Source organism: Streptomyces xylophagus (assembly GCF_000716435.1).
Taxonomy (GTDB): Bacteria; Actinomycetota; Actinomycetes; order Streptomycetales; family Streptomycetaceae; genus Streptomyces; species Streptomyces xylophagus.
The window spans coordinates 18,090-35,843 of sequence record NZ_JNWO01000016.1 but is presented as its reverse complement, the minus strand read 5'-3'; the positions used below and the strand labels follow the sequence as shown (position 1 = coordinate 35,843).

At 70.1% G+C, this 17,754-nt stretch carries 9 protein-coding genes and 1 pseudogene; 5 read left to right on the top strand and 5 right to left on the bottom strand.

All coding sequences use genetic code 11. From position 1 onward, the window contains the following. Nucleotides 1–46 precede the first annotated feature (46 nt). The 3 genes and pseudogenes from OO70_RS31730 (at nucleotide 47) to OO70_RS31720 (ending at nucleotide 2,920) form a co-directional block, all read left to right on the top strand. Nucleotides 47–889, top strand: coding sequence for an inositol monophosphatase family protein (locus OO70_RS31730; RefSeq protein ID WP_043678701.1), 843 nt, complete (start codon nucleotides 47–49; stop codon nucleotides 887–889). 109 nt (nucleotides 890–998) lie between these two features. Further along, complete coding sequence (locus tag OO70_RS31725; protein WP_043678699.1) at nucleotides 999–2,408, top strand: phytoene desaturase family protein; 1,410 nt, start codon at nucleotides 999–1,001, stop codon at nucleotides 2,406–2,408. Then, a pseudogene (locus OO70_RS31720) lies at nucleotides 2,405–2,920 on the top strand (O-acetyl-ADP-ribose deacetylase). The gene OO70_RS31725 and the pseudogene OO70_RS31720 overlap by 4 nt, the downstream one beginning before the upstream one ends. 21 nt (nucleotides 2,921–2,941) lie before the next feature. Here the strand turns inward: OO70_RS31720 and OO70_RS31715 are convergent. From OO70_RS31715 to OO70_RS31695, 5 genes are all read right to left on the bottom strand, one after another. After that, nucleotides 2,942–3,976, bottom strand: coding sequence for a hybrid-cluster NAD(P)-dependent oxidoreductase (locus OO70_RS31715; protein ID WP_043678697.1), 1,035 nt, complete (start codon nucleotides 3,974–3,976; stop codon nucleotides 2,942–2,944). Beyond that, a complete protein-coding gene (locus OO70_RS31710) occupies nucleotides 3,973–5,226 on the bottom strand; it encodes an aromatic ring-hydroxylating oxygenase subunit alpha (RefSeq protein WP_043678695.1) in 1,254 nt (417 codons plus the stop codon). Before OO70_RS31710 ends, OO70_RS31715 begins: the two co-directional genes overlap by 4 nt. A 71-nt stretch (nucleotides 5,227–5,297) precedes the next feature. Further along, complete coding sequence (locus OO70_RS31705; RefSeq protein ID WP_043678693.1) at nucleotides 5,298–7,352, bottom strand: NADH:flavin oxidoreductase; 2,055 nt, start codon at nucleotides 7,350–7,352, stop codon at nucleotides 5,298–5,300. A 162-nt stretch (nucleotides 7,353–7,514) separates the two neighbouring features. Next, nucleotides 7,515–8,264 carry an IclR family transcriptional regulator gene (locus OO70_RS31700; protein WP_043678691.1) on the bottom strand — a complete coding sequence of 250 codons (750 nt, stop codon included), beginning with the start codon at nucleotides 8,262–8,264 and terminating at the stop codon, nucleotides 7,515–7,517. A gap of 102 nt (nucleotides 8,265–8,366) precedes the next feature. Continuing rightward, nucleotides 8,367–10,178 (bottom strand): protein kinase domain-containing protein, encoded by a 1,812-nt coding sequence (locus OO70_RS31695; protein ID WP_407702849.1) that lies wholly within the window; start codon nucleotides 10,176–10,178, stop codon nucleotides 8,367–8,369. A 244-nt stretch (nucleotides 10,179–10,422) separates the two neighbouring features. On the opposite strand from OO70_RS31695, the gene OO70_RS31690 reads away from it, so the two are divergent. Both OO70_RS31690 and OO70_RS31685 read left to right on the top strand, forming a co-directional pair. Next, complete coding sequence (locus tag OO70_RS31690) at nucleotides 10,423–11,568, top strand: FHA domain-containing protein (RefSeq protein WP_043678686.1); 1,146 nt, start codon at nucleotides 10,423–10,425, stop codon at nucleotides 11,566–11,568. A gap of 205 nt (nucleotides 11,569–11,773) precedes the next feature. After that, entirely contained in the window at nucleotides 11,774–17,686 is a 5,913-nt protein-coding gene (locus OO70_RS31685; RefSeq protein WP_043678684.1) for an Hsp70 family protein, read from the top strand. The last annotated feature ends 68 nt before the right edge of the window (nucleotides 17,687–17,754 follow it).

Genomic DNA, 17,754 nt, shown 5'->3' with positions numbered 1-17,754 from the left:
CACCGGGCGGGTGGGGATTGTCAGTGACGCGTGCTCTCATGGAGGCATGATCGAAGACACCGAAACCATCGACGAGTTTCTCGTACAGCACACGGCCGACGTCGAAGAAGCGATCCGCAAGGCGGCGGCGACCGAGATCATGCCCCGCTTCCGGCAGCTCGCCGCGCACGAGGTCGACCAGAAGAGCGGCCCGCACGACCTGGTCACGGACGCCGACCGCAACGCCGAGCGGTATCTCACGCAGGTGCTCGGCGACCTCCTGCCCGGCTCCGTCGTCGTCGGCGAGGAAGCGGTGCACGCCGACCCGGAGACGTACGAGGCGATACAGGGCGACGCCCCGGTCTGGATAGTCGACCCGGTCGACGGGACACGGCAGTTCGTGCGCGGCGAGACCGGCTTCTGCACACTGATCGCCCTCGCCCGGCACGGCGAACTGCTCGCGTCCTGGACCTACGCGCCCGCCCGCGACCAGCTCGCCACGGCAGTGCGGGGCGGCGGCGCCTTCCTCGACGGCGTACGGCTGCGCTCCGGTGCCCCGGACCCCGGCCGGGACCTCGAAGTGGCCACCTCCCACCCGGACTACACGACGGACGCCCAGAAGCGCGCCCTGCTCGGCCTGTGGGCGGACGGCGTGCGCACGCGCCCGTGCGGCTCGGCCGGCCTGGAGTATCTCGCCATCGCCCGGGGCGAGTTGGACGCCACCGCCTTCAGTTGGGAAGCGGCCTGGGATCATGCCGCGGGCCTGCTCCTCGTCGAGGAGGCGGGCGGTGCCCACCTCACCCTCACCGGAGAGCCGTTCCGCATCACGGGCGGCAACGCGCTGCCGTTCACGGCGGCCCGGGACGCGGCGACGGCCAGGCGCGTCATGGAGCTGCTGAGGGCGTCGTAGGGTCACGGGTTCCGCTCGACTGACGGGCTGACCCCGGGAGTGTCAGTCCCGCGGCATATCCTGACCCCGAGTTGCCATCGGCTGACGAAGGGGTCCGAAGGTGCCGTCGATGCTCGATGCGGTCGTGGTGGGTGCGGGGCCGAACGGACTGACGGCTGCCGTGGAGCTGGCCCGGCGCGGCTTCTCCGTGGCCGTGTTCGAGGCACGGGACACCGTGGGCGGAGGCGCCCGCACCGAGGAGCTGACCCTCCCCGGCTTCCGCCACGACCCCTGTGCGGCGGCGCACCCGCTGGGCATCAGCTCGCCCGCGTTCCGCGCCCTGCCCCTGGAGCGCTACGGCCTGGAGTGGCTGCACGCCGAACTGCCCATGGCGCATCCGTTCACCGACGGCAGCGCCGCCGTGCTGTCGCGGTCGGTCGCGGAGACGGCCGCCTCGTTCGGACCGCGCGACGCGGGCACGTACCGCAGGCTGGTCGAGCCCTTCCTCCCCAAGTGGGACACCCTGGTCCGCGACTTCATGTCCCTGCCGCTCACCGCGCTGCCGCGCGACCCGGTCACCCTCGCCCGCTTCGGTATGGCCGGCCTGCTCCCGTCGACCTGGCTGACCAGCCGCTTCCGGGACGAGCGCGCCAAGACCCTGTTCGCCGGACTGGTCGCCCATGTCATGGCCCCGCTCAGCGGCTTCGCCACCGGCGCCGTCGGCCTGGTCTTCGCACTGGCGGCACACGCGCGTGGCTGGCCGGTGGCCCGCGGCGGCTCCCAGTCCATCTCGGACGCCCTGGCCGCCTACCTGAAGGACCTCGGCGGCGAGATCCACACCGACTACGAGGTCAAGCGCCTCGACGACCTCCCCCCGGCCCGCGCCTACGTCTTCGACACCTCACCCACCGCCCTGGCGAAGATCGCCGGCTTCGGCAACTACTACGAGAACTTCCGCTACGGCCCCGGCGTCTTCAAGATCGACTACGCCCTGGACGGCCCGGTCCCCTGGACCGCCAAGGAGGCGCGCACCGCCGGCACCGTACAGATCGGCGCCGACAGCACGGAGATCGGCAACGCCCTGCGCGCCGCGTCCCGCGAGAACCGCGCCCCCGACAAGCCGTTCATGATCACCGTGCAGCCCAGCGTCGTGGACCCCACCCGGGCCCCGGCCGGCAAACACGTCTTCTGGGCCTACGGCCATGTCCCGAGCGGCTGGACCGGCGACCTCACGGACGCCCTGGAACGCCAACTGGAGCGCTTCGCCCCGGATTTCCGCGACCGCGTCCTCGCCCGGGCGACCGCGGGCCCACCCGAACTCGCCGCCCGCAACGCCAACTACGTGGGCGGCGACATCGGCTCCGGCGCGGTCTCCGGACTCCAGATCCTCCTCCGCCCCAAACTCTCCCTCTCCCCGTACAGCACCCCGCACCCGGCCGTCTTCATCTGCTCCTCGGCCACCCCGCCCGGCCCCGGTGTGCACGGCATGTCGGGACACAACGCGGCGAAGGCCGTCTGGCGACGACTGAGGCAGTCATGACCGCCGTCACCATCACCCTCGTCCGGGGCGACATCACCCGGCAGACCGCCGACGCGATCGTCAACGCGGCCAACTCCTCCCTCCTGGGCGGCGGAGGAGTCGACGGGGCGATTCACCGCCGGGGCGGCCCCGCGATCCTGGAGGCCTGCCGAAAACTCCGTGCTTCCCACTACGGCAAGGGGCTGCACACCGGCCAGGCGGTCGCGACGACGGCGGGCGAACTGGACGCCCAGTGGGTGATCCACACCGTAGGACCCGTGTACTCCCGCGAGGAGAACCGCTCGGAGCAACTCGCCTCCTGCTACCGGGAGTCGCTGCGCGTCGCCGACGAACTCGGCGCCCGTACGGTCGCGTTCCCCGCCGTGTCCGCCGGTATCTACGGCTGGCCGATGGATGACGCCGCGCGCATCGCCGTAGAAACCGTGCGGGCGGCGTAGACATCGGTCGAGGAGGTCACGTTCGTGCTCTTCGACGAGGCGGCGTACGAGGCGTTCGGTCGGCAGGTCCGCTGACCGAACCTGGTGGGATGGTCCTTACGCGTCGATCACGACGTCCTCCAGCGGCTTCGAGCAGCAGAGCAGGATCTTGTTCTGGGCGATCTCGCGTGGACGGATGCCCCCGTTGTGCCGCATGTCGACGGAGCCTGAGAGCAGGGTCGTCTTGCAGGTGCCGCACATGCCCTGCGCGCAGGAGGCCGGCAGGCTCAGGCCGGCTCTGGACGCGGCGGCGAGGAGCGAGGTGTCGGCGTCGCACTCGACGGTGCGTCCGCTGCGGGTGAACTCGACCTTGAAACCGGTCTCCGTAGCGGTGGCGGGCAGGACGGCGACCTGTGCGGTCGGTGTCTCGAAGGTGAAGCTCTCCTCGTGGTAGCGGTCCATGTCGAGGCCCGCGTCCGACAGCATCTGCCGTACGGCGGCCATGTAGGGGGCGGGGCCGCAGGTGAAGACCTCCCGTTCGAGGAAGTCCGGCGCGATCTGCCGGAGCGTCTCGATCGTCAACCGGCCGCGATGTCCGCCCCAGGGAGCGTACGGGCGGTCCTCCTCGCAGATGTGGACGATCCGGATGTTGGGCGCGGTCGCGGCGATGAGGTCGAGTTCGTGGCGGAAGACGATGTCCGCCGGGGTGCGCGCGCTGTGCACGAACACCACGTCGGCGGGGTCCGCGAGGTCGTACAGCGTCCTGGTCATCGACATCGACGGCGTCACCCCGACACCCCCGGACAGGAAGAGGTACTTGGGCGCCGGATGCCGGGCCGTGGAGAAGTCGCCGAGCGGTCCGTGTGCCCGTACGGTGTCGCCCGGCCCGAGGTGGTCGTGCAGCCAGTTCGACACGAGCCCGCCCGGTATGCGCTTCACCGTGATCGAGAGCAGGAAGGGGCGGGTGGGCGGCGAGGAGATGGTGTAGCAGCGCTGCACCGGCCGGCCGTCGATGTCGAGGGTCAGGGTCAGGAACTGGCCCGGGTCGTGCCGGAACAGCCGGGGTTCGGCGTACTCGAACACGAACGTGGAGACGTCGTGCGTGACCGGCTGCACCTGACGGCAGACCAGCAACTCCTCGTCCTCGCTCATGGCTGGAGCTCCAGGTGCGCCTTGAGCCTGGTCACGTACCAGTTGACGAACGCCTCGACCTGTTCCTCCGTCGGGCCGTACGGGCCCGGCAGATAGGCCGGGCTGCTGATGCCCTGGTGGGCGCGGGCGACCAGCACCGCGTCCTGGTCGTTCGTGGCCTTCCACACCTTCGTGAGGGTGTCGAGGTCGTAGTCGATCCCCTCGACGGCGTCGGCGTGCACGAGCCAGGTGGTGCGGACGAGGGTGCGGTCCGGGCCGAGCGGGATCACGGAGAACGTGATCGCGTGGTCGGCCATGAAGTGGAACCACGAGTTGGGCTGGATGTGCATGGACAGGCGGCCCAGGCGGGCGGTGGGGAAGTCCGCCAGGAGGCGTTTGCACGCGGCCGTGCCGTCCGGGGTGTACGACTCCCCGGCGAGGTCGAGGGGTTCGCGCTGGATGCGGAAACCGGTGGGCCGGGTGTCCAGTTCCTCGATCTCGGCGTAGGGAAGGCCCAGGGAGTCGTAGGTCTCGCGGGCCTCGGCGTCGGCCACGAGGAAGCGCTCGTAGGCGGGGCGCAGCGCGGGCGGGAGGTCCTTCTCCTGGTAGCCGTAGATGGGGAAGTAGCAGGCCTGGAGCTCGGGGTGGCCCACGCAGTGGTAGCACTCCCGGTTGTTCTCCATGGTCAGCTTCCAGTTGCCGTTCTCGACCAGGTCGATCTGTGTGGCGACCTTCGCCTCGGCCAGGCGGTGCGGTGCGAGGTACGGCGCGATGCGGGCGGCGACCTCGTCGAAGTCCTCCGGCGGCTCCTCGGCGAGGCAGATGAAGACCAGCCCGGCCACCGTGCGCGCGTGCACCGACCGCAGCCCGAAGCAGGACGGGTCGAAGCCGGGGGCCTGGGACTCGGCGTACAGCAGCTTGCCGTCCACGCCGTATGTCCAACGGTGGTATCCGCAGACGATGTTGCCCACCGAGCCGCGCTCTTCGTTGAGGATGCGCGCCCCGCGGTGGCGGCACACGTTGTGGAAGGCCCGGACGTCCTCGTCGTCGTCGCGCACGACGATGATCGAGTACGACCCGAGGTCGACCGTCACATAGTCGCCGGGCTCGGGAAGCTCCGCCTCGGCGGCCACGAACAGCCAACTCCGGGCGAACACGGCCTCGATGTCGAGGTCGAAGAACTCCTCGCCGACGTAGAAGGGGGCTTCGAGGCTCTGACCGGCGGGACGGCGGGCAACGAGGTCGCCGACGTCGGAGGTCGCTTGCTTCATCTCATCTCTCCGGTACGAGTGGTCATCTCTCCGGTACGACTGGGGAGTTGACGTGCGGACGGGGGTGGCGCTCAGACCGGCAGGCACAACCGCAGCGCGTCGTGGATCGCGGCGTGGATGTTGCGGGAGGCGACGGCGTCGCCGATGCGGAAGAGCTGGTAGCGGCCCGCCTCGTTGCGGACCACGGACTGCTGCTCGTTGGCCAGCAGGGCGCGGTGGTCGACCTCGCCCAAGTTGCGCGATCCGGGGAGGAGTTCGACGTACAACTCGTCCGCAGGCAGGGTCCCGTGCTCCACGATCACGTGGTCCACGATCCGCTCGGTCTCGGCCTCGGTGTACTCGCTGTAGAGGGTCGCGGCCAGCCGTCCGTCCCCGGTACGGCGCACGGAGCGCAGCCGCTGGGCGAGCGTGATGGTGACACCGTGCGCGGTGAACGCCCTTAGGTAAGCAGGGGAGTTCATGCTTCCGACGTCGGGGGCGAGGGCGCGCTCCGGGGTGACGTACTCGATCCGGAGGTCGGGCGAGGCGGTGAGGACCTCCACGGCGTCCATGGCCGGGTAGCCGCCGTGGTCGTCGTAGACCAGGATGTCGCCCTTCGGACGCCGCAGCGAGCCCGTCATCACGTCCCAGGTGTCGGAGACCAGGTCCTCGCCGGCGGTGAGGAAGCTGCGGTTGGGCATGCCTCCGGTGGCGACGATCACCAGGTCGGGTTGTTCGGCGAGGACGTCGTCGGCCTCGGCGTACGCGCCCAGGCGTAGGTCGACGCCGAGAATCTTGCACTCGGCGAGGCGCCAGTCGACGATCTGGATCAGGTCGGCCCGGCGCGGGTTCGACGCGGCGAGCCTGATCTGCCCGCCGGGCTGGTCGCTCGCCTCGAACAGGACGACGTCGTGGCCGCGTTCGCCCAGCACCCGCGCCGCCTCCAGGCCGGCCGGTCCCGCTCCGACGACAACTGCCCTTCTGCGGCGGCCAGTTGTGAGGGGGACGAGGTGAGGCAGGTGGAGTTCGCGGCCGACGGACGGGTTGTGGACGCACTTGGTGTCGCCGGAGTCGTAGATCGCGTCGAGACAGTAACTCGCCCCGACGCAGGGCCGGATGCGGTCCTCCTGGCCGGACTTCACCTTGGCGACCAGGTGCGGATCGGCGATCTGCGCACGGGTCATGCCGACCAGGTCGAGCAGTCCTTCGCGCAGGGCGTGCCGCGCGGTGGCGACGTCGGCGATGCGGGCCGCGTGCATCACGGGTATGGGGAGGCGTCGCTTGATCTCGCCGGTGAAGTCCAGGTACGGACCGAGCGGGGTGCCGATGGACGGGATGGCCTTCGCCAGGGACGCGTCCCGCTCGATGGAGCCGTGGATGGTGCTGATGAAGTCGATGCCGCCGGCGGCGTATTGCTGGGCGGCGGTGATCGCCTCGTCAAAAGTGAGGCCGCCGGGTTGTGCCTCGTCCAGCGACATCCGGATCCCGACGATGAAATCCGGGCCGACGGCTTCGCGCACCGCGCGGATCACCCGGCGCGGAAACGCCATGCGTTTCTCCAGAGCGCCGCCCCACTCGTCGTCGCGGTGGTTGGTCGCGGGGGAGAGGAAGCTGTCCAACAGGTGGCCGTACGCCTCCAGTTCGATGCCGTCGAGGCCGCCCTCGCGGCAACGGACCGCCGCGGAAGCGTAGTCGGCGACGATCCGGTCCAGGTCCCAGGACTCGGCGGCCTTCGGGAAGGCGCGGTGCGCGGGTTCGCGCAGCGGTGAGGCGGACACCACCGGTAGCCAGTCGCCGGTGAAGTTGCTGGTGCGGCGGCCGAGATGGGTGACTTGGCACATGACGGCGGCCCCGGCCTCGTGCACGTCGGCGGCGAGCCGGCGCAGCCACGGGACGATGTCGTCGCGGTACAGGAGCAGATTGCCGAACGCCGGCGGGCTGTCCGGCGAGACGACCGCCGAGCCGCCGATCATCGTGAGACCGACCCCGCCCCGCGCCTTCTCCAGGTGGTAGGCCCGGTAGCGGTCCTTGGGCATGCCGTCCTCGCCGAACGCCGGTTCGTGGGAGGTGCTGACCACGCGGTTGCGCAGGGTGAGGTGTTTTAGCCGGAAGGGCTGGAGCAAGGGGTCAAGGATGGCTGAGGGCACGGCTGCTCCTCGAAGGATGCTGTGGCGCGTCTGTTTCGCGATGCAAAACAGCATCGCCATACGAGACAAATGGTGGAGCTGGGAATCCCCGGCCGTCAAGAGCCCGCCGTGTTAACTCGCCGTGCGCGCAGCGCTCATCCGCGTTTCACGTGCCCACGGTGCTCATCCGCGTTTCACGTACCCCCGGCGCCAGGAGATCTTCGCGGCGGCCGCCAGCAGCTGTTCCGCGAGACCGGGCACGGTGTCCTCGTCGATGCGGAAGGTCGGTCCGGACAGGGTCACGGCCCCGATGACCTTGCCGTCCAGGGCGCGGATCGGGGCGGCGATGGCCGCCAGTCCGATCTCGTGCTCCTCGCTCGTGGTGGCGTAGCCCCGCTCGCGGATCGTCTCCAGCGCCGCCGCGAGGGTCGTCGGGTCGACGATGGTGTGCGGGGTGTACTTCTCCGCGCCCCTGGCGAAGACCTCCGCGACCCGGTCGGGGGTCATGTGCGCCAGGAAGAGCTTGCCGGCCGCGGTGGCGTGCAGCGGGGCGCGCCGGCCGACCCAGTCGATGCTCGTGATCGCCGCCGCGCCGATCGCCTGGTCGATGGTGATCACGTCGTGCCCGTCGTGGATCGCCACGTTCACGGTGTCGCCCACGGCCGCGGCCAGTTCCTGGCAGACGGGACGGCTCAGCAGGGACAGGTCGTTCACCTTGCTCGCCCCTGCGGCGAGTTCGACCATCGTGTATCCGATGCGGTACCGCCCGCGCTCGGTGTCCTGCTCGACCAGGCCCCGTGACTCCAGGGTCGCCAGCAGCCGGAACACGGTCGACTTGTGGATGCCCAGTTCGTCGGCGATCTCGGTCACACCGCTGGGACCCCGTGTGGCCAGCACCTGCAGGATCGACACCGCCCGGTCGACGGACTGCACCGAGTGATCACGTGGGCGGCTTCCGCTGCTGGTCATGGCGGAAGGGTAATCGAGGGGAAGGCACCGCCCGCGAGCCCGGTGAGCCGCTGCCCGACCCGACTGTCAGGCCGTCTTCCAGAGCGTCAGCTCGGTGACGTAGTCGCGGGCCTTGATGCCGGAGGCGTCCGTCTGGACGACGACGTCCTTGATCTTGAGCATCGCCAGGTTCTTCTCGTCGGTGACGGTGCACAGCAGTGTGCCCTTGGTCAGCTCCTTGCCCTGGTCGGCGTCGGCGAGTTGGGAGGGCAGAGCGTTCGCCGACGCACCCTCGGCGCACTCCTCGGGGGTGGGGCCCGCGCTCTTTCCCGCGGTCGTCACGAGGTTCAGATTGTGGGCGGTGCCCCACTCCGCGTACTGCAGCTCGGCTCCGGTCGTCGAGCTGGAGGCGTGCGTGTCGATCCGCGGCGAGTCCAGGTCGACGTTGGTGTACGAGCTGCGACCCGTCGTGAACTGTGCGCGCAGGGTGAGGGGCTTGTCCTTGAAGATCGCGGTGTAGCCGGGTGCCGTCGCACTCGTGGAGGGGGATGCGGAGGTGCCGGTGGGCGCCGACGAGGGTGTCTGCCCGGTGCTCCCCTTCGCGCCGGTGTCCTTGTTGTCGTCGCGGGTGAAGACCCAGGCCGCCGCTGCTACGACCACCACGGCGAGCGCGGCGGCGCCGACCGCCAACGGGGTCCGGTTGTGGGCCGGTGGGGTGGTCGAGGGCGGGGAGGAGGGTGGTGCCCCCGGCGGGAACGAGGGTGCGGGGCCGGAGGGCGGCTGCGGCTGCCGCGTCGGCTCGCCGGGCCCCGACGCTTGGGTGGGCGTGTAGCCGCCGGGCGCGGGGGAGTTGGGCGCCCCGGCACCATGTGGCCCGAAACCATGTGCCCCGCCACCAGGAGGCAAGGTTGCCGCACTCGCCGGACCGCCGGGAGGCACGGTCGCTGCATCGCCGGGAGGCACGGTCGTCGCGCTCGCGGAGTCACCCGCACCCGCCACGGGCTCGTCGGCGCTCGCCGAAGCCGCGCCGGCTCCCGCAGTAGCCCCCGCCACCCCCGCTCCCCGATCCAACGCCCCTTGCTCACCCGCGAGTTGCTCCTGCCGGGCGATGTCCGCCGCAACCGACGCCGGCAACCAGTCGGTGAAGTCCCGCAATGGGCGTTCGCCCAACTCCTGGCACAGAGCGGCCAGTTCTGAGGGCGCGGGGCGGGCGGCCGGGTCGGCGGCCAGCGTGCGCTCCAGGACCGCGCGCAGCGGCTCGGGGTACGAGGTCAAGTCCGGTGGGCGGAACTCGGTGTTGGCGATTTTCGTGGCCAGCGTGATGGCCCCGGCGTCGCCGTACGGATGGCGGCCGGTAGCGGCCACGGCGGCGATCAGGCCGAGGGAGAAGACGTCGGCGGCCGGGGTCTGTTCCTGGCCGTTGGCGTGCTCCGGCGACATGAACTGCGGGGTCCCGATCAGCCCGCCGCTGCGCGTGAGTTGGGTGGCGTCGGCGGCCCGTGCGATGCCGAAGTCGATGATCCAGGGGCCGTCGGAGCCGATGAGGATGTTGCTCGGCTTCAGGTCCCGGTGGATCACACCGGCCTTGTGCACGGCGTGCAGCGCCTCCGCCGCGCAGCCCGTCAGCTGGAGCACCGTGGGCAGCGGGAGCGGCCCGTGCAGGGCGAGGACCCGGTCCAGGGCGAGGCCGGGTACGTAGACGGTGGCGAGCCAGGGCTGTGGGCCGGTGGTGTCGTGGTCGACGACCGGGACGATGTGATAGCCCTGCACCCGGCGGGCGGAGGTCGCCTCCTGCTCGAAGCGGCGGCGGAACTCCTCGTCCTGGGCGTACTCCCTGCGGATCACCTTCAGGGCGACCGGCTGGTTGCCGCGTGTGCGCGAGAGGTAGACCGACCCCATGCCGCCCTCGCCGATCTGGGCGAGCAGCCGGTAACCTGCCACCTCCCGCGGGTCGTCGGGGCCCAGAGGTCTCAAGTGCCCAGCGTTTCCAGCGTTGTTCAAGATGTTCGTCCCCCCTCGCCAGGCGAGTGATCGTACCGGTGCAACCCGGTCATCCGGAAGTATCCGAGGAGATCAAGGAAAAGTGGCGAAGGTCCAGGAGAATCAAGGCAGTTGACGGGTCTCGTCGGACTGTGAGGCGTGCATGGAACAACATCTGGTCCCCTCGGCGGAGGGTGCCGACTATCTGGTGGAACTCTCCAACGTCGTACGCCAGACCTCCATCGGCCCCCGGGGACCGCGCTCCCTGCGCCGACTCGGGCTGGTCCTGCGGGCGTTGACGGAACTCACCGGGGACCCCGACGTCTCCGTCTACCTCGTCGCCGACACCAGTCTGCTGGGCGGGCACCGCGAGTTCGGCGATCCGGCCGAGGTCCAAAGGCTGCGCCGATGGGTCGCCGACGGGCTGGTCGAGGAGGTCGACGACGCCGACGAACGCATCCTGGACCTGGCCCGGATGACCGGCACCAGGGTCGTCACGGGCGACCAGTACGTCGACCACCGTGTCGAACACCCGTGGATCCAGGGGAACACCTGGCAGTTCCTCAGACCGGAACCCCGCCCCGACGGCTCGGTCGCTCTCGTCCCCATGGACATGGGCGTACGCACGGAGGCCGAGATCTCCTACCGCATGGAACTCGCCGCCCTCAAGAAACAGGGCCTGCTCGGTCCGGCCCGCACCCCGTTGACCGAGGTCATCATGCGGAACTGGCGCTGCCCGGAACCCCGTTGCACGCTCTACGACGTCCACCGGGGCGACCGCGTCCTGCTGCCCCGCATGCGACGCGGCGTCCCCACCTGCGAGTTGCACGGCACCCCGCTGACTGACGAGGGGCCGAGGCCCGCCGCAGCACAGCTCAAGGTGGTCATCGACCGTACCTGCGTGGCCCGTTACACCCTCGACGAGGGCTCCGAGGCGCATGTCGGACGGCTGCCGGGACCGGAGGGCATCGCCCTGCACAGCCTCCTGTCGCCGGAGGTCGCCGCGCAGGTCAGCCGTCGGCATGTGGCGGTCTCGGCGCGGGGCGGGACGGTCCTGGTCCGTGATGTCAGCACCTATGGAACGCGGATGCGCAGGGCAGGCCGCAGGGGTGTGCCCGGCCCGTGGGAGGTGCTGCCGCCGGGGACCGACCGGTCCTTCCGTCCCGGTGACGAGGTCGAACTCGCCCCCGGTGTCGTCCTCACCCGCAGCGGCCGGCGTTTCCCCGCCGAACTCGCGGACGCCTGGCGCACGGAGGCCGGCGGGACCGCCGTACCGCCGACCGCGGCGGCGCCTACGCGACGGGTCTGACGGCGGTCTGGGCGGCGGCTTCCGGGGCGGAAGACCGTGCAGCGCGAAGCCGTCCGGGCCGGAGCCGCGTGCGGACTGGTTCCGCGGACGATGCATTCCACTTGTGTGCGATGTGACGATTTTCGAACTTACGGGTCACAACGAGTCAATCGGCGCTCTACTGTGGCAATTCGTTCTCGGTGCCTACGCGTTCGGATGCGGGTCGATGCCAGACAGCAGCGCCATCATCGTCATCCTCACCGCACTACAGGTGGAATACGAGGCGGTGAAGGCCGAACTCGTCTGTGTCCGGACCTTCAGACACGACAGCGGCACCCTGTTCGAAGAGGGATTCCTCAAGGGCACGCCCTGGCGGATCATCATCGCCGCGGTGGGTCGGGGCAGCGACAGCGCCGCGGTCATCGCGGAGCGAGCCGGAGGCATGTTCCGGCCACGCGCAATGCTGTTCGTCGGCATTGCCGGCAGTCTCAAGTCCGATGTGGCGCTCGGGCACGTCGTGGTCGCCACCTGGGTGCACGCTTTCCAGGGCGGACGGCAGACCGACGACGGACTGTTGGCCCGGCCCGAAAGCTGGCAGGCGGACCATGGACTCCTTGAGGCCGCTCGCCTGGCGCTCGGTTCGCGCCTGGACACCATCCACTTCAAGCCGGTCGCGGCAGGCGACGTGGTCCTCGACGCCGCCGACGACAACCCGCTCCGGCAAGCGCTGCGGAAGAACTACAACGACGCCGTGGCCATCGAGATGGAGGGGGCCGGCCTCGCTCACGCGGCACACCTTGCAGGAGGGCGGCCCGCACTTGTTGTCCGTGGCATCAGCGACCGGGCCGACGGACACAAGGGCGCTGCCGACGCGGCTGGTTCGCAGCGGACCGCGGCACGGAACGCGGCGCGGGCCGCGATGTCCATGCTGCGGGTTCTCGCCAACGAAGTGCATCGATCGAGCTATTGCGTCTCCTATGCGCCGCGCGACCGCTCCTGGGCCGAGTGGATCGCATGGGAACTGCGAAGGGCCGAGGGCCGCGCGTGCCGTGTGTTGCTCCGGCCGTGTCCGAGCACGGAGAACGAGTACCGCGCGTTCCATCTGTGGGACGGAGTGGCCAGAGCCGACCGGATTCTGGCCGTCATGTCGGACGAGTACGCGCGTTCCGCGTACGGACAGGGAGAATGGCAGGTCGCCAAGCAGGCGGACGCGCAGGGACTCGTGAGCAAGGTGATTCCGGTGCGTACGGACGGCCATGAGCCGCCGTCGGAGCTGGGTCCGGTACGGACGGTGGACCTGCGTGACCTCGCCGTGGAAGAGGCACGCGAGGCGCTTCTCGAGGGGGTCAGGGAGGCCGAGGCAGGGGCGCCGACAACGAGACTCATGTGGCTCGAGGGCTTCATCCCGCCCACCGCCGAACTCCCCGGAGACGACGAACTACCCCCGTTCCCCGGCTTCCCGGGAAAAGCCCAGGCGCGGGTCCCACGACGCCATGAACCTGAGCCGGTGGCACTGATGGCGCCGACACCCGGTCGCGTCCGGCGGACCGGCCCGATGACTCGGGGTACCGCCGTGCTCGCCGACTGGCTGCGGGGCGGAGGCGGGCGGCGAAGGCGCCGGGCTGCCGACCGACTGGCCGCAACCCTGGACTTCTCGACGTTGAGCGCCGTGGAATTCGACCGAGCCGCACGGTACTACCGCCAGGCACTCCGCCTCGCGCTGCGTCATGCGCCCGCCGAAGCGGACAGGCTCTTCGACACCTACGACCGGCGCATCCCCGACGCCCACTACGCGGGGGCCTTCCGGCCGCAGGACGAACCATGGCTGACCTCCTTCGCCGCACGCGGAGACGACGACGCGCTGACCGTGCTGATCAAACTGGCCGGCCGACTGCGGCTGTCCGGCCTGCAACAGCTCGCGCGGGACGTGTTGATCCGGCACCTCGCACAGAGCTACGACGCGGAGTCGTTGGTACGGCACTTCGTGCACTGGCGGGCACGGGGCCTTCTGGAAGGCGGAGGCTGGGGCTGGGCACTGGAGCAGCACGCGACCCGGGTGCCGTTGGAGCATCATCCGCAGCTGTGGGCCGGGTTCCTCGGCGAACTGCCGCAGGATCTCCTGCCCAGGATGTTCAGCGTCCACCTCCTCCTCGGCCGGGGAGCCGACGCCGCCGCACTCGCCGGCACTCGGGAGGAGCAACGACGGGCTCTCGAGTGCTGTTTGACGTTGCACGACGAGCGCGGACTGCGTGAGGGCCTCGGCCTGGCCCGTGCGCTGGGCGACGACCTGGCGGCGCACGATCTGCAACAGCGCCTCGGTGAACTGCTGTTCAGGGCGGGCCGCTACCGCGAGGCACTGCCGCACTTCCAGGACAGAGGCTTGCTGAAGCAGGCAGGCGAATGCCATGAACTGCTGGGCCGCCCCTTCGAGGCACTCGCCAACTGCCCGGACGACGAACCCGACCGCCTGCTCAGGTTGGTCGACGCCTGTCTCCTTCCCCTCGGTGACCTGGTCGCCCGGCGCAGCTACGCTGATGCGGCGCGACAGGCACAGCAACTGGCCGAAGCCATCCGGAGGTTGAGGGACGGGACACCGGCGGTGGCGGCCTGTCGGGAGGAGATCGCGGCCCGCCGCAATGCCGTACTGAAGGAGGCCCGGACCGACTTCGAACGGCGGCTGCGCGTCGCGGCCGAGAACGATCGGCAGAAAGTTCTCGTCGACTGGAGCGACTTCGAGGAAGCGGCCGGAGAACTGTCCGAGGCCGCGCGCTGTGCGGAGGCAGCCGGCAAGGTTTACCACGCCCACGAGTTGTATCGGCGCGCCGCACGGTACGGCGAGGCCGACCGAGTGCTGCACGGCGACCGGACGGGCAGAGGGAAGAACGCCCGGGCCGCCGCCCTCACCGCCGGCGGTGATCTGCCTCGCGCCGCCCAACTGCGTGAGGAGGCGGAGGAATGGGAGGAGGCCATCGCTCTCTGGGTCGGAGAGAAGGACCTGGTCGGTGCCGTGCGGTGTCTGCGCCGGAAGCTGGGTGCCGAGGCACTGGAGGACCCCCGGCTCGCCGAGTGGTTGCGGGCCACCGGGGAGATCGAGGAACTGGTACGGCTCTGCTTGGCGACGGTGGAACGCAAGGGGAGCCGTACCCGCGCCGCCGCCGAACTACGTGACCTCGTGGGCAGGTCGGGCCTGGCCCCGAAGCTGGTCGCCCGGATTCGCGAAGCGCTCGACGCACTGGACGCCGTGGCGCGCAGGGGGTTCGAGGAGCGGGTGTCGGTCTGGGTCGCTCAGGCCCGCCGCGAGACCGACGAGCGGTTTGCGCGCATCTGGGGGCTGGACCTCGGCACCTCGCAGTGCGCCGTCGCCATCTACGACGCCGTCGCCCAGCAGCCCGTCGCCTGCTCCTGGAAGGGCCGGGCCCACTTCCCCTCGACCCTGTGCGTGGACGCGGAGGGCGCCGAACTGGTCGGCCTGACCATGGAGGAGATCCAGACCGGCAAGGCCATGGCCCTGATCCGCGATACCAAGCGCAAGATGGGAACGGTCGTCAACTACCGGGCTTTCTCGGGCCGTTACAGCTACCGGCCGGAGGAGGTCGCCGCACACCTGGTCCGCCATGCGCGCCAGACGGTGGAGAACTTCCTCGCAGCCCACGTACGGGAGCGCGTCGCCGAACTGGCCCGCGCCGAGGTGGACCACGTAGTCCCCGACTGGCTCAACTGGGCCGAGCAGCAGCACAGTTACCGCGTGTCACGACCCAGGGCGGTCGTCACCGTGCCGGCCAACTTTCCCAGCAAGGCCCGCAGCGCGACACGTGACGCCTGCACCATCGCGGGAGTGGAACTGGTACGGATGATCCACGAGCCTACCGCGGCCTGCGTCGCGGTGAACTTCCAGCGACAGGGCGCGCTGGAGGACTCGGTGATCGTCGTCGACCTTGGGGCGGGCACCCTCGATGTCAGTGGCATGGACATCGGTGGCGGCATCTACCACGTGGAGCAGGTCATCGGGGACAACGCCTGCGGGAGCCGGGACTTCGACCCCCTGATCTGCCAAGCCCTCGCCCGGCAGATCGAGGATCTCGGCCTCCGGGTGCCGCCGACCGCCGCGGCCCGCCGGCGTCTGGAGGCGGCCGCCGAGGAGATCAAGATCGCCCTGTCCACACGGCTGGAGGCCGAGCACCACCTCCGGTCCTTCGTCGACGGCCAGGACGTGCGGGTGTCACTGACCCGGGAGCAGTTGGCCGACATCGTGGCCGAGCCCCTGGACGCCCTGCGCCGATTCTGTGCGGAGAAGTGTGGCAGCCTCCCCGGCAAGCCGGATCATCTCGTCCTCATCGGCGGCCCCATGCTGGCACCGCTCGTGACGGATGTCTTCGAGCGGGCCTTCGGCCGGACAAGGACCGCGCCAGGCGATCCGCGTACCGCCGTGTCGCTCGGAGCCGCGCTGCACGCCGCCCAACTCGACAAGAAGCTGCCCGAGACTCTGATCGTCGACGTCACGCCGTTCGCCCTGGGGATCAGGGCTCACGGGCAGGCGGAGGACGACGGGCTCGAGGTTCTGATCGGGCCCAACTCCAACATTCCCACCAGCCGTTCGCAGATCTTCACCACGGGAGAGGACAACCAGACCGACGTCCTGATCGAGGTCTTCAGCGGAGTGCTCAGCCCCGACACCAAGATCGGTGAGTTCAAACTCGACGAAATCAGGCCCGCCGAAAGGGGCAAGCCCCGCATCGAGGTGTCGTTCGACTTGAATGCCAGTTCTGTGCTGGAGGTCACGGCCCACGACCTCGACACCGGCCGCAGGAAGTCGATCCAGGTGCTCGATGCCACCCTGCTCACCCCCGACCAGGTTGACCGGATGGCGGAACACCTCCGGCAGTTCGACACCCGCGAGCGGCTGCGCCGGGAGCGCGACGAGGTGCGTGAGCGGCTCCGTCGCCTGCTTGCCGCTGTCGATGACGGTGACAGCAGCGCGGAGTGGGACGAGTTCCGGCACCGGCTGGAGACGTTCCGAACCCCGTCGGAGTTGCTGGACCCGGCCACCCAGGAAGCGCTCGCGACGATGCACACCGAGGCCGGATCGGTGGAGCTCGAACTCGTCGCGGCCCGCGGTGCGTTGCGCCGACTGAGCGAGACCGTGCGTGCCCTCTTCGACGAACTCTCGAACGGGGGACCAACCGCCGAGTCGGTGCGAGCTGCCCAGGACTTCGGCACGCGCCTGGAACGTGCCCACGGCGAACTCACCGACCTGCGAGACCGGGTGGCGGCCTGGAACAGCGTGCTCATCCGCTCGGCCGTCAGCCGCCAGGACGTACTCACCCGCTTCCGGGACCGCCATGACGAAAGCGACTTCGCGGGTGCGCTGTCAGTGCTCGACGGGCTGTCGCTACGCCTCGACCAGACGAACGACATGGAGCGCCTGCTCCACTGCATCGCCGAAACCGATGACGTCCGCACCCGGTCCGACAGCTACCGCACCATGCTCCACGGCTTCGCCGGCCGCCTGCAGGTCTGTCCCTTGCCTCCGGCACGTCCCGACGAGTGTCCGCCTCAGATCCGGTCGGCCCTGGTCAGGGTTCTCATCACAGGGAAGGACGTCGTCCGGACCGTAAGGAGCGGCTTCCTCATGGCCGACGGACTGGTCGCCACCACCTTGCGACACCCCGTGTCGGCAGGCCGGATCACCGTGCAGGGCGAAGGGTTCGAGACCACCGTCGCCGAGATCGTTCCCCACGGCCCGAAGTCCGCCTTCGTGGCAGTCCTACGACTCTCCGCTCCCGCCCCGCCCGCTTCCCTGCGCCTCGGCCACCCCGCGCTCATCCGTCTCGGTGACCCGGTGTGGGCGCCGATGGTCACCGTCTCCGCCTCGGCGGACGTCGCCGATACGTCCGGCTCACTTCTGTCTGCGTCTGTCGACAGCCTCGAAAATGTTCCGGAACGACAACTCAGCCTTGTCAGGACCACCTTGCGGCCGTCCCCGGAGCAGGCCGGGGCGCCGCTCCTCAATGACCTCGGCGAGGTCATAGGCCTGCTCTGCGTCAGCGACGGGGCACCGGCCACTCGCGGGGGTTTCGCCGTGGGCGTCGATGCGTTGACGCCGTTGCTGGCTCGGGCGGGCCATCACCGATACCGCTAGCCGCCAGTAGGCGTCGGAGGTTCGCCGCGGATGACGCCGGAAAACGCCCCCCGCGGCGAACCGTCCTG